This is a genomic window from Achromobacter sp. NPDC058515, from assembly GCF_042721735.1.
Taxonomy (GTDB): Bacteria; Pseudomonadota; Gammaproteobacteria; order Burkholderiales; family Burkholderiaceae_B; genus Achromobacter.
This window is the reverse complement of the sequence record NZ_JBHXNI010000020.1, coordinates 91838-105266: the sequence shown is the minus strand read 5'-3', so window position 1 is coordinate 105266 and position 13429 is coordinate 91838. Positions and strand designations below refer to the sequence as shown.

Genomic DNA, 13429 nt, shown 5'->3' with positions numbered 1-13429 from the left:
AGCAAGTCGGACTACACGCAGCTGATCAAGGTGGCCATGGCCTACCGCAAGATCACCTGGACGCACGCGGTCGCGGGCACGGAAGCCTCGGACGATTGGCGCAAGCCGCTGGAGGGCTGAGCCGCATCAGGCTGAGCTTGAAAGACAAGCCTCACGAAGCGCTTGCTTGAAGCAAGAAGACGGAGTCGCCGTGAACCACGACTCCGTCCTCTTCTTGCTCGTACCCGGCCGAAACCCTTGTTCCTCTTGTTCCGGTTGTTCAGGATGCCGACATGCCCCGATTATCCGATGTGCGCTTTACCTTTACCCCGGCCGCCGCTGGCGTGGACTTCGAGGTCGTCGAGTTCACGCTCGACGAAGCCTTGTCCGAGACCTTCCTGCTGCGCGTGGAGCTATCGAGCTTTGATGCCGCGGTGGATTTTGGCGCGCTGCTGGATCAGCCTGCGCTCTTTACGATCTGGCGCGGCGATACGCCTGTGCGCCATGTACATGGAATCCTGACCGGCTTCGAGCAAGGAGACAGCGGGTTCAGGAGAACGCGCTATCGGGCGATGGTCGAACCGGCCCTGGCGCGCACGGACCTGTGTTCGGACTGGCGCATATTCCAGCAGCAGTCGGTGCCCGAGATTCTTGCGCAGGTCATCAAGTCGCACGGCATCACGGACTACGAGCAGGTCACGACCAACGCACACCTATCGCGCGAATACTGCGTGCAGGCCGGCGACACGGATTTGCAGTTCGTCGCCCGCCTGGCGGCAGAAGAGGGGTTCTTCTATCGCTTTGCGCATACGGACAAGGGCCATCGGCTGATCCACGGCGACCGGATCTATGTGCATGGTGCAATCGAGGGAGGACCGGTCACCTACAACCCCACGCCCGGCGGCGATCAGCCCGAGCCCGCGCTGCGCAAGTTCACCTACGCCGAGCTGGTGCGCACCGCGCGCCAAACGCAGCGCGACTACACCTACACGCATCCACGGTACGACCAGGAGCATTCGCCGGTCGCGGCGGACCTGGATCACCAGGACAAGCGCTATGAGCGCTACGCCTACCCTGGGCGATACAAGCGCGACGAGGCCGGTAAACCGTTTACGCAGAGTCGTCTCTTGGGCTTGCGCCGCGATGCCCGCATGGCGCGGGTCGAGGGCGATGATGCGCGATTGATTCCCGGCGTGGCGTTCGACCTGACCGGCCACCCGCGTGAAGACTGGAACCACGGCTGGCGTCCGGTGCGCATGCAGCATCACGGCGTGCAGCACACCAGCCAACAGGAAGAGGGAGCAGAAGCCTCGCAAGGCACGCAGTACCGCTACACGGCGGACATCGTGCCCGACCGCGTGGACTGGAAGCCCGAGCCCGCCCGCAAGCCGCGCATCGACGGCCCGCAGATTGCGTCGGTCGTGGGACCGGCCAACGAAGAGATCTACTGCGACGACTTCGGCCGCATCAAGGTCCAGTTTCCGTGGGATCGCCTGGGCAAGAACGACGAGCACAGCTCCTGCTGGATCCGCGTGTCGCAGAACTGGGCGGGCGCGGCCTTTGGCCACATGGCGATACCGCGCATCGGACAGGAGGTAATCGTCGACTTCCTGGATGGCGATTGCGACCAGCCGATCGTGACGGGAAGAACTTTTCGAGCCACCAACCTGCCGCCGTACGAGCTGCCCAGGCACAACATCCTGAACACCGTCAAAAGCAAGGAGCATAAAGGCGACCGCGCCAACGAGCTGCGCCTGGACGACACGTCGCAGCAGATCAGCGCGGCGCTGATGAGCGAGCATGGCGCAACCCAGTTGCACCTGGGGTACCTGACGCACCCGCGTCCCAATGGCGGCCAACCACGGGGCGAAGGATTCGAGCTGCGCACGGATGAACATGGCGCGGTCCGAGCGGCCAAAGGCTTGTTGTTGACGACGGACGGACGCCCCCGTGCCCAAGATGGCCATCTTTCGCGCTCGGAACTCATTCAGTGCCTGGAAAGCGCGCTTGCGCTCGCCCAGAACCTGGGCGACTACGCGGCGCAGCACCAGAGCCTCAAGCTGGACGCGGCCCCCCAGCAGGCGTTGGCCGAGTCGGTAAAGGCCTTGGGGCATGGGGCGAATGACGAGAAAGACGGGGCTCCGGGCGGCGCGCCCGCCATTGCGTTGAGCAGTCCTGCCGGCATCGCGGCGGCCACGCCGCGTTCATTGACCCTGGCTGCCGGACAGCATATTGACTTCGTGGCGGAGCAGAATCAGCATCTCACGGCGGGCCAGGGCATCGTGATAAACGGCGGCCAAGGCATCAGCCAATTCGCCCACGGCGGCGAGATGCGCCATATCGCGCATCAAGGCCAGTTGCTATTGCAAGCGCAAAAGGACTGTATCCGCGCGCAGGCGGACAAGAGCGTCGAGATCAGCGCCAGTAGCGGACATGTTCTTGCGACGGCCGAAAAGCACATCACCCTCTTGTGTGGCGGCGCCTACATCAAGATGGCGGACGGCAACATCGAACTTGGAATGCCAGGAACCTTTACCGTCAAGGCGGCCAGTCACAGCATGCAAGGGCCCGCCAGCCAAGCCGCGGAGCTGCCCACGTTTGACGTGGGCGAGGTGCAGCGCAAATTCATCGTGACGCTGCCCGACGGAGTGCGCCCCGTCGCCAATCAACCCTACACGATTACCTTGAGCAGCGGCGAACAGGTGCAAGGCGTGACGGATGCCCAGGGGGGGACTGGCCTGCTGCAAAAGGATGCCATGCAGATCGCCAGCCTGGTCCTGCGAAAGATCCCTTCGTCGTCATGACGAGGTTCGCAGCCCGAGGGGAAGCGCGCTTCCCGCCGGGTTGATGCGTGCCGACAAATTGAGGAGACAGCTTCGATGACTGTAGACAACATTCCCCTGACCGGGAGAACGCAAGCGACACTGGCCCCGGCGGCGGGGCCGGCGTATGTCCAGAGGCAGCAAGCCAAGCCCTGCATCGTCATCCTGATCCATGGCGTCAATGACCTGGCCGGCGTCTACGCGGACCTGGAAGAAGGGATATGCCAGGGGTTGAACGAGCGCCTGGACCACCTGGCTACCGCTCGGGGCGCTCGCAACATGGCGGCGCTTAATCCCGCCACCTATACCTCGCCCAAGGATGACAACGGCGCGGCGGCGAATCCCGATCTGGCGTATCACCGTCGCCTGTCCGCGGCGGGCAGGCTGGGCGGACCGTCGCGTAGCGTCGTGATTCCCTTCTATTGGGGGTTTCGCGAGGAAGAGAACGCGATAAACAAGAAGACCACGCACGGAGAATGGCTTGATCGCTTCGGCAATCGCCTGGATAAGGACGGCATCAAACAAGGGGGCATGTTTGCCAATGCCACAACGAACATCCCCGATATGTTTGGACGGGGGTTTACCGGAAGATTGCTGGGCGCGGTGCCGGTCAATCCGCTTTTCGGATCGCCGGATCATCCATTGATGCAGGCGCCGGGCCGTCAATACATGGTGCTGGCCGCCCAGCGGCTTGCCGCAGTGGTGAAGATCATTCGCGGCTACAAGGGCGAGAGCGGCAGTGACGGCTTGAACGACACCATCAACGTTGTCGGCCACAGTCAGGGCACCCTGATTACCTTGCTGGCCAACGCCTTTCTCAAAGACGAAGGGCATCGGCCCATCGATGCGTTCGTGATGATGAATACGCCGTACAGCCTGCTCGAGACGCTATTCGAGAATATGGAGATGAATCGCTTCCAGCAGACCACGCTGGCGCGTCTTCAGACGCTGGCCAACATCACGCAATACATAGGCAGCCGGGCCAGTGCGGTTCCCGCCTTCACCGATATGGCCGATCCCTCCAAGCCGAGCTGTATCGGGGGACTGCGTTGGACAGGCGGTGAATGCAAGACCACGCTGGACGGCAAGGAGGTGGCCTTTACCGAGCGCGACAACCGGGGCAATGTCTACTTGTACTTCTCGCCCGAAGACAAGACGGTGGGGATGAAGAACGTGCAGGGGATAGGGTGGCAAGGGGTTGGCGATACGGTTTCCTTCACCACGGAGAACCGTCGCCAACCCGTCACGCCGGTCGTGGCCGCCAAGCGCCTGGGCGGGATATTGACCGGCAACGACTACTTCGAGGAAACCGTGCCTGCGCTCGCTGCGCTGGGGGCGAAATTCTTCCAGCGCATTTTTACGATCCGCGTGCGTATGAAGAAGGGGCATCCGGTCGGGAATCCCCCCACGTACAACTACGTGCTGCGCACCGTCGGCGAATGGACGTGGGAAGGCTCGTCGCTTGGCCTGGGGCAGCGGATGGTGGCCAACGCGGATTTCACGACCAGGCAGGCAGTCTCGGTGAACGCCCCGGCGCTGGTGCGGCCCTTTCTGGCGAACTTCAGCGCGCATGGAGAGCGCGACGACAGCAAGGCGTCCGCCGGGATTGCGCCCGTCTATGCGCCCGAGGATCCCATCGATGCGTCCATTGCTGTGACCAACGGCGGCATGAACGAGTTGGGAACCCGTTCGGTGGAGCTGCCCGAAAGCGCTGGCCCGTTGTCGGGAGCCTATCGCAACCGGGGGCGGGCGATGGAGTTCGCCCCGCAACTGGAGGCGCAACTGGCTGGGCTCAACGACCCGGCGCGCAACCCCTACACGGCTCCCGACAATAACGCATGGGCGGCCGATTGGCATCGGATCAGTTCCGCGGTCTATCAAGGCGGCAGGCGCTTTCTCGTGACCTACCAGGAGAGTCCGAACGAAGCGCGGCAACGCCGCATGAACGCCAAGATGGGGGATCTCGATCCGTATTCCTTCCATTCCGCCATTCCGATGAACAAGGAACATAGCCGGCGCGCCCTGGCCTACGATTTGGCATTAGGGCAGGCACGCAGCATTGATGATGAGGGCTTTTATGCCTATTTGTGTCGGGTGGCGGATTGGCGGTTGCCTTGGGCAGATGATGAGGAGCGCCGCGGGAAGTCAAATGTCAATAAGGAGTTGCCTGATTCCAGCACGCTTAGCCTATTCGACGAAGAACTACATGACAGAAGGGCATTGATCCAGTCCACCGACAGCTATCGCAAAGTAGGTATTTTGCCCATTCTTGTCGTAAACACGAAGCAGCCCACGTCGGTGATAAGCCAGACGCTTGATGATCGCAATCGAAACCGGCCACCCATGCCGGGCGAGGGGAGTGTCGGATGACACGATGTAAACAGCCAATCATGCTTGCCTGGATGGTGGGAGCGCTGTCGACCGGGCCGGTCGTTGCTGCCGTGCCTTTGCAGACGGAGGCCCTGATGGCCATTGTGTGTCCGCTACCGCCTCCTTCAGTTGATCCGACGTCTTCCGATTCTCAAAACCCTCATTTAACGCCTGGTGCTGCCATGACTGCTCCCCTACTTCCGACGCCGTCTGTCCGTCTCGATACGCTCGATGTTGTCCGCATAGGCCTGAGTCTGGATGTGTATCGCCAGGGGCAGGTGTGGGCGCAACTCCAGGCTCAGAACAGCGCGCAGCCCCAGGCCCTGCATGTTGGTACCGCCCTGCCCATGGATCCAAAGGAGTACCCCATTGTGGCCGATGCTAAAGACATGGCCTGGAGACAGCGCAAGGCCAATGCGCTGGAACTCGCCTTGCAAGGATTTCCTGAGCGCTGGCCGATACCGACCTTGACGGTGGTGCGGGACTATGACCCGAACGCGGAAAATCTAGATACCCCACCGGAGCGGGTTTCGAAGTTGCTCAGCGAAATGGCCAATGATGGGAGAAGCCCGGCAGGCATGCATTGGCACCAGATCAGGCAGTTGCAGCCTGGTGCCATTTGCAATGACACGCCGGAAGATGTGGTGGAGTATCTGTTCCGTTTGTTTGAGGCCAACCCGGACATGCCCGCCATGCTGGTGTACTCGGTGGAAGGCTACAACATTGCCGATGTCCTGAGCCAACGAGGAAAAGGGCCGATCGGGGTGGGCACGGGACCTCGCCAGCCAGGGGAGTTGACGGACGCGGTGGTCGCGCTGATCGTGGCGCGTCCCGAGCGGCTGGATTGGTTGCGCGCCTATGCGCCGTATACGCAGGTCAATCCCCGAAACGACATCGATCCGGCCTTCACGGGCTGGAAACGCCAGCCTCCCGATGCCTTTCGGCCGACGCCGTCGTTTCCGGCGCCGGTGACCGTCCGCGGCATGCAGCAATGGGACCAGATGAGGGTGCTCGCCAAATTGCATCGCCCGGTGCAGGCCTCGCTGCTGCACGGCGGCGAGCCTGGGAAAGTCCTGAAGGGCGAAGCCCGGCATAGCGCCCTGGCGGGGGCTTGGCAGCAGGCAATAGCCGGGGTTGCCGAAGCGCCCGCCCGGGTGTTCTTCGATACAGGCCGCCCCAACGGGGGCTTGACCGATCTGGCCCCTGCGCTGATGGCGGCGCGCAGCACATTGGATCCGTTGGACTCGGCGCAAAGCTATGACCTCACGCAACGGCTGGGCGATACCGGGGCGTCCTCGCCCTTCGTCGGCATCGCGTTGGCCACGATGGCGAGTTACCTGAATGCCGATACCAGCGTGGTGATGCCCTTGCGGCGCGACGACAGGGCGACCGTGATCGCGATTTCCTCGGCGACGCCGGGTCGAAAGCCGGCCGGCGATCCTTTTGGGGTGAAGCTTCGGTCACAGCATTCGAGCCTTAGCGCAGCGCCGTCGCCGGAGTTCACGGAGTACTTCGCCACCCTGATGCAACAGAGCCAACGCAGCCGACCGGAGCCCGCCCGGTATATGGACCCGGCTAAGGTGGCGCTCGAGCAGCGGCTCCTGGATGACTTTATCGCCAGTGGGCCAAGCGTTGACCTGTCGGACCCGACCAGCAAATGATCTCGGAATGCGCGCTGCGGCCCGTTGTGGACAAGCCTTCATATTGCCGGGAGGGGGCGGTGCGCTTGTGGGCGCCGGAGGGCGTGAAAGCGGTTCGCGGAGCCATTCCGGTATCGAGCCGGCCCGCTTGGTGCGGCGAGCGGCTGGGGAGGCCAATGATGCGTTGTAAACAACTAACCGTGCTTGCCTGGGTGGTAAGCGCGCTGTCGACCGGGCCGGTCTTTGCTGCCTTGCCTTTGCAGACGGAGGCGCTGACGGCCATTGTGTGTCCGCTGCCGCCGCCTCCGGCCGATCCGGCGCCTGCCGATTCTCTTACGCCTCTTTCGGCGTCCGGTGCTGCCATGGCTTCCCCCCTGGCTCCGACGCCGTCCGTCCGTCTCGATACGCTCGACATTGTCCGCATAGGCTTGAGTCTGGACGTGTATCGCCAGGGGCAGGTGTGGGCGCAATTCCAGGCTCAGAACAGCGCGCAGCCGCAGGCGCTGCACGTCGGCACGGCTCTCCCCATGGACCCGAAGGATTATCCCATCGTGGCCGATGCTAAAGACATGGCTTGGGACCAGAGGATGGCCAATGCGTTGGAGCTTGGCCTGCAAGGGTTTCCAGAACGCTGGCCGATACCGACCTTGACGGTGGTGCGCGACTATGACCCGGATGCAGAGAACCTCCGCGTGCAGCCTGAGCGGATGGCAGAAATGCTAAACGACATAGTCAATCGTGAAAGAATCCCGGCAGGCATGCATTGGCACCAGATCAGGCAGTTGCAGCCGGGGGCCATTTGCAATGACACGCCAGAAGATGTGGTGGAGTATCTGTTCAGTCTGTTTGAGGCCAACCCGGACATGCCCGCCTTGCTGGTGTATTCGGTGGAAGGATTCAATATCGCCCGGGCTTTGGGGCAACGCGGAACGAAGCCTATCGGGGTGGGCACGGGACCTCGCCAGCCAGGGGAGTTGACGGACGCGGTGGTCGCGCTGATCGTGGCGCGCCCCGAGCGGCTGGATTGGTTGCGCGCCTATGCGCCGTATACGCAGGTCAATCCCCGAAACGACATCGATCCGGCCTTCACGGGCTGGAAACGCCAGCCTCCCGACGCCTTTCGGCCGACGCCGTCGTTTCCGGCGCCGGTGACCGTCCGCGGCATGCAGCAATGGGACCAGATGAAGGTGCTCGCCAAATTGCATCGCCCGGTGCAGGCCTCGCTGCTGCACGGCGGCGAGCCTGGGAAAGTCCTGAAGGGCGAAGCCCGGCATAGCGCCCTGGCGGGGGCCTGGCAGCAGGCAATAGCCGGGGTTGCCGAAGCGCCCGCCCGGGTGTTCTTCGATACGGGCCGTCCGAACGGCGGATTGACCGATCTGGCCCCCGCGCTGATGGCGGCGCGCAGCACGTTGGATCCGTTGGACTCGGCGCAAAGCTATGACCTCACGCAACGGCTGGGCGATACCGGGGCGTCCTCGCCCTTCGTCGGCATCGCGTTGGCCACGATGGCGAGTTACCTGAATGCCGATACCAGCGTGGTGATGCCCTTGCGGCGCGACGACAGGGCGACCGTGATCGCGATCTCCTCGGCGACGCCGGGTCGAAAGCCGGCCGGCGATCCTTTTGGGGTGAAGCTTCGGCGACAGCATTCGAGCCTTAGCGCAGCGCCGTCGCCGGCGTTCACGGGGCATGTTTCTTCGCCCTCCCGGTTCGCCACATTGGTACTGGTAAACCAGCATGGTGCAAATTGGTAAACCATCTTAGATTTGGTCTAACCAATTTAATATCCATGATTCCGCAACCTATCCCCAAACCGGCGGAACCGACCGCCAGGCCCGCCCCTGAGCGCGCCTATCTGCGGCTGGCCGCCCAGATCCAGGCGCTGGTGGTCCAAGGCGAATTCGCCGTGGGCCAGCGCCTGCCGGCCGAGCGCGCGCTGGCCGAGCGCTTCGAGGTCAGCCGGACCTCGCTGCGCGAAGCCATCATTGCGCTGGAGCTGCAGGGCGTGGTGGAAGTCCGCGGCGGATCGGGCATCTACGTGAGCGAACCCGAGCCGGGCGCCGCCCGCCTGCCGGCCGCGCACGAAGCCGGGGCCGGGCCGTTCGAGCTGCTGCGGGCGCGCTGCCTGATCGAATCCGAGATCGCCGCGCTGGCGGCCGCCACCCGCAGCGACGCGGACCTGGACCGCATCTTTGAAGCGCTGACGGCCATGCGCGAGCAGATGCCGGACAAGGCGGCCAACGCCGAGGCCGACCGGCGGTTCCATCTGCACATCGCGCAGGCCACCGGCAACAGCGTGCTGCTGGCGACCGTGACGTCGATGTGGGACCAGGCCCAGGGCCCGATCTGGGAAAAGATCGAACAGCATTTCCATACGCAGGCCTTGCGCCAGGCATCGCAGGAAGACCACCAGCGCATTTTCAGCGCGCTGGTGGCGCGCGACGCGCAGGCGGCAAGGCAGGCGATGCGCGACCACCTTGAGCGCGTCATCGGCGAATTCGCGCAGGGGTGGCGCTGATGCTGAACTGCGCGATTCATGGCGCCCAGGACTTGCGCCTGGACGAACAGGCGCCCGAGGCGCTGGGCCCGGCAGAGGTGCGCGTCGAGGTGAAGGCCGTGGGCATCTGCGGTTCTGACCTGCATTACTTCCGTCATGGCAGGGTGGGCGATTTCGTCATCCGCGAACCGCTGACTCCCGGGCACGAGGCGTCGGGCCTGGTGCTGGAGGTGGGCGCCGCCGTTGCCGCCGTCAAGCCGGGCGACCGCGTCGCGCTGGACCCCGCGCGCACCTGCGGCGCGTGCCGCTATTGCCGCCAGGGCGACTCCAACCACTGCGAAGCCGTGCATTTTTTCGGCAGCGCCAGCCGTTATCCGCACATGCAGGGCGCCATGCGCGAGCAGGTGGTGGTGCAGGAAACGCAATGCCTGCCCGTGCCGGACAGTCTGTCTTTTGAACTGGCCGCCTTTGGCGAGCCGCTGGCGGTCGCGCTGCACGCGGTGCGCAGCGCGGGTTCGCTGCTGGGCAAGACGGCGATGGTGGTGGGGGCCGGTCCCATCGGCGCGCTGATCCTGATGGCCGCGCGGCTGGCGGGCGCCAGCCAGGTCATCGTGGTGGACATCGTCGACCAGACGCTGGCGGCCTGCGCCCGCGTGGGCGCAGCGCGCACCATCAACGCGGCGGCGGACCCGGGCGCGCTGGACGAACTGGCGGCGGGCAAGGGCACGGTGGACGTGTGCTTCGAGGCGTCGGGCAGCTATGCGGGCCTGGCCCACTGCATCCGGGCGGCGCGCCCGCGCGGCGTCGTCGTCACGGTCGGCACGCTGAGCGGCAGCAGCGAGCAATGCCCGTTCAACCAGATCATGGTGAAGAGCCTGTCGTGCATCGGCAGCTTCCGCTTCGTGGACGAATACGCGTGGGCCGTGGACTACCTGAGCCGCGGCGTGCTGGACGTGTCGCCGCTGCTGACGGCGGCGGTGCCCGTGGACCGCGTGCATGACGCCTTCGCGCTGGCGGCCGACCGCCGGCAGGCGATGAAAGTGATGGTGACCTTCTGATCCGCCGGCCGCCGCATGCGGCCATCCTTCCCGCCTATCCGGAAAGCCCCCGATGAAAATTACGAATGCACGCGTGATTGTTTGTTCTCCGGGCCGCAATTTCGCGACCCTGAAGATTGAAACGGACCAGGGCCTGACCGGCATCGGCGACGCGACCCTGAACGGGCGGGAACTGGCGGTTGCCGCCTACCTGACCGAGCACGTGATCCCCTGCCTGATCGGGCGCGACGCGCACCAGATCGAGGACATCTGGCAGTACCTGTACAAGGGCGCCTACTGGCGGCGCGGGCCGGTCACCATGACCGCCATCGGCGCCGTGGACACGGCGCTGTGGGACTTGAAGGCCAAGGCCGCCGGCATGCCGCTGTACCAGCTGCTGGGCGGCAAGAGCCGCAGCGGCGTGATGGTCTACGGCCATGCCAACGGTTCGGACATCGAGCACACGGTGGACGAAGTGCTGCGCTATGCCGACATGGGCTACCGCGCAATCCGCGCGCAAAGCGGCGTGCCGGGGCTGGACAAGGTCTATGGGGTGGGGCGCGGCAACCTGTTCTACGAGCCCGCCGACGCCGACCTGCCCAGCGAGCACGACTGGTCCACCGAGAAGTATTTGCGCCATGCGCCCAGGCTGTTCGAGCGCATCCGCGAGAAGCTGGGCTTTGAGCATCACCTGCTGCACGACGTGCATCACCGGCTGACGCCCATCGAGGCCGGTCGCCTGGGCAAGTCGCTGGAGCCCTACAGCCTGTTCTGGATGGAGGACGCCACGCCCGCCGAGAACCAGGACGCGTTCCGGCTGATCCGGCAGCACACCACCACGCCGCTGGCGGTGGGCGAGATCTTCAATTCCATCTGGGACTGCAAGGACCTGGTGCAGAACCAGCTGATCGACTACATCCGCGCCACCGTGGTCCATGCGGGCGGCATCACGCACCTGCGGCGCATCGCCGACCTGGCCTCGCTCTACCAGGTGCGCACCGGCTGCCACGGCGCCACCGACCTGTCGCCCGTCTGCATGGGCGCGGCGCTGCACTTCGACCTGTGGGTGCCCAACTTCGGCATCCAGGAGTACATGCGCCATACCGAGGAAACGGACGCCGTCTTCCCGCATGCATACACCTTCGGCCAGGGCATGCTGTACCCCGGCGACGTCCCGGGACACGGCGTGGACATCGACGAGAAGCTGGCCGCCCGGTATCCGTACAAGCGCGCCTACCTGCCCGTGAACCGCCTGCAGCAGGACGGGACGCTGTGGAACTGGTAGCGCAAGACGCCGGGCGCCGCCACCCGATCCAGGCCCCCGGGTCCGCCGCGGGCAGGCAGGATCAGGCGGGCTTCTTGACCACGATGGTCGCCGTGTCGCTGGTGAAGGAGCCGTCTTCCCGCACCTCGAAGTGTGCGCGCGCGACGTCGGGCGCGATGCCGAGCATGTGGCGCAGCGCCGCCACCAGCGTGTCGGGCGTGCGCATGCGCGCGACCCAGGACTGGAACTCCAGCGGCAGGCGCCGGGGGACCAGGCCTTGCAGCGTGAAGCCGGCCTCGGTCAGCATGCGGGTCCATTCGGCGACGGAGTAGTCGCGCACGTGCGAGGTGTCGCGCAGCACTTCGATGGTCTGCAGCCAGGTGTCCAGCAGCGGCTCGCCCGGCGAGACCACGTCGGCGAACACGGCTGTGCCGCCAGGCTTGAGCACGCGGAAGGCTTCGCGCAGGCCGCGTCCTGCGTCCTGCCAGTGGTGCGTGGAATAGCGCGACATCACCAGGTCGAATTCGCCGTCGCCGAACGGCAGGTATTCGGCCTTGCCCTGACAGGTGGCCAGGTTCGAGAGCCCGCGCCTGGCGGCTTCGCCCGCGACCACGTCCAGCATCTGCTGCGACAGGTCGTAGGCGGTGACCTGCCTGACCAGGGGCGCGACGTGAAAGCTCACATGACCGCCGCCACAGCCCAGGTCCAGCACGCGCGCATCGGGATGCTGGCCGGCGATGCCGGCCATTTGCAGCAGGTCTTCGCCCTGGGCGTGGACCGCGCTGGTCAGGTAGGCGGTGGCGCGAGGGCTGAACTGGCGGTCCACGGCGGCGTCGTGCGAGCTGGAAGTCATCAAAGTCCTTGGTTGGGAAATGCGGAAACGGGTGCGGAATGAAGCGGCGCAGGCGCTAAGATAGGCGGGCCCGTATACACGTACAAGCCCATTGCTGATCCTGGTATGAATATTTCCCCCCTGGCCGGCGCCGCCGGCCACGAAGGCTCCCCCCTGCGCCGGCAGGCGCTGGGCGAATTCGTGCGCAGCGCACGGTCCCGCATCACGCCCCAGATGGCCGGCCTGCCCGAAGGCATGCGCCGCCGCACCCCCGGGCTGCGGCGCGAAGAAGTGGCCCAGCTCTGCGGCATCAGCGTCACCTGGTACACCTGGATCGAGCAGGGCCGCGAGGTGTCGGTGTCGCCCTCGGTATGGTCGCGCATCGCGGGCGTGCTGCAGCTGGCGCGCGCGGAACGCGCCTATCTTTTCGACCTGGCCGACTGCGCGGATCCGCAGCACGCCCGCGACGACGCGGGCGGCGCGCCGGGGCCGCTGCAGGAATGCGTGAACGCGATCAACGCGCCGGCCTATGTGCTGGACCGCGCGTGGAATGTGCTGGCCTACAACGAGCCGCTGCGCGACCTTTTCGACGACTGGCCCGCGCGCGATCCCGAGCCCAACCTGTTGCGCTACATCTTCCTGGATCCCGCCGCCCGCGAGCTGGTGGTGGACTGGGACCAGCGCGCCCGCCGCGTGGTGGCGGAGTTTCGCGCCGACGCCGGCGCGCACCTGGACGAATCGGCGGTGCTGGCGCTGCTCGACAGCCTGAGCCGGCAAAGCGTGGTGTTCTCGCACTGGTGGACGCGCCATGCGGTGGTGGAGCGCGAAGGCGGCCTGCGCGAATTCCAGCACCCGCGCCGCGGCAAGCTGGGCTACCAGCAGATCACCTTCCGGCTGGCGACGCATCCGGACCTGAAGCTGGTGATGCTGCTGAGTGGGGACGAGGACGCCGCCGCCTGAGCGGCAGGCTGGCGTCTGAACCGGTGTC

The 13429-nt window shown here is 65.3% G+C and carries 9 protein-coding genes; 8 read left to right on the top strand and 1 reads right to left on the bottom strand.

Features of this window, described 5'->3' with window-relative positions:
• The first annotated feature begins 272 nt into the window (after positions 1 to 272).
• The 7 genes from tssI to manD all read left to right on the top strand — a co-directional run bounded on the left by tssI (position 273) and on the right by manD (position 11630).
• Positions 273 to 2783 (top strand): type VI secretion system tip protein TssI/VgrG, encoded by a 2511-nt coding sequence (gene tssI, locus ACFWP0_RS26905; protein WP_377847422.1) that lies wholly within the window; start codon positions 273 to 275, stop codon positions 2781 to 2783.
• Between the two features lie 75 nt (positions 2784 to 2858).
• Positions 2859 to 5171 (top strand): DUF3274 domain-containing protein, encoded by a 2313-nt coding sequence (locus ACFWP0_RS26900; protein WP_377847420.1) that lies wholly within the window; start codon positions 2859 to 2861, stop codon positions 5169 to 5171.
• 20 nt (positions 5172 to 5191) lie between these two features.
• The gene (locus ACFWP0_RS26895; RefSeq protein WP_377847418.1) at positions 5192 to 6832 is read left to right on the top strand and encodes a DUF2875 family protein; all 1641 of its coding nucleotides are present in this window, start codon (positions 5192 to 5194) and stop codon (positions 6830 to 6832) included.
• Positions 6833 to 6987: 155 nt separating this feature from the next.
• Positions 6988 to 8565 carry a DUF2875 family protein gene (locus tag ACFWP0_RS26890; RefSeq protein ID WP_377847417.1) on the top strand — a complete coding sequence of 526 codons (1578 nt, stop codon included), beginning with the start codon at positions 6988 to 6990 and terminating at the stop codon, positions 8563 to 8565.
• Between the two features lie 35 nt (positions 8566 to 8600).
• Positions 8601 to 9329, top strand: coding sequence for a FadR/GntR family transcriptional regulator (locus ACFWP0_RS26885; RefSeq protein ID WP_377847416.1), 729 nt, complete (start codon positions 8601 to 8603; stop codon positions 9327 to 9329).
• Positions 9329 to 10366: an L-idonate 5-dehydrogenase gene (locus tag ACFWP0_RS26880; RefSeq protein WP_377847414.1), complete on the top strand. Its 1038-nt coding sequence runs from the start codon at positions 9329 to 9331 to the stop codon at positions 10364 to 10366. Before ACFWP0_RS26885 ends, ACFWP0_RS26880 begins: the two co-directional genes overlap by 1 nt.
• Positions 10367 to 10418: 52 nt before the next feature.
• A complete protein-coding gene (gene manD, locus ACFWP0_RS26875) occupies positions 10419 to 11630 on the top strand; it encodes a D-mannonate dehydratase ManD (protein WP_377847412.1) in 1212 nt (403 codons plus the stop codon).
• A gap of 61 nt (positions 11631 to 11691) precedes the next feature.
• On the opposite strand, the gene ACFWP0_RS26870 is transcribed toward manD, so the two are convergent.
• Positions 11692 to 12462, bottom strand: coding sequence for a class I SAM-dependent methyltransferase (locus ACFWP0_RS26870; protein WP_377847410.1), 771 nt, complete (start codon positions 12460 to 12462; stop codon positions 11692 to 11694).
• A gap of 105 nt (positions 12463 to 12567) precedes the next feature.
• On the opposite strand from ACFWP0_RS26870, the gene ACFWP0_RS26865 reads away from it, so the two are divergent.
• On the top strand, positions 12568 to 13401 hold the full coding sequence (locus tag ACFWP0_RS26865) for a helix-turn-helix transcriptional regulator (RefSeq protein WP_377847408.1): 834 nt from the start codon (positions 12568 to 12570) through the stop codon (positions 13399 to 13401).
• The last annotated feature ends 28 nt before the right edge of the window (positions 13402 to 13429 follow it).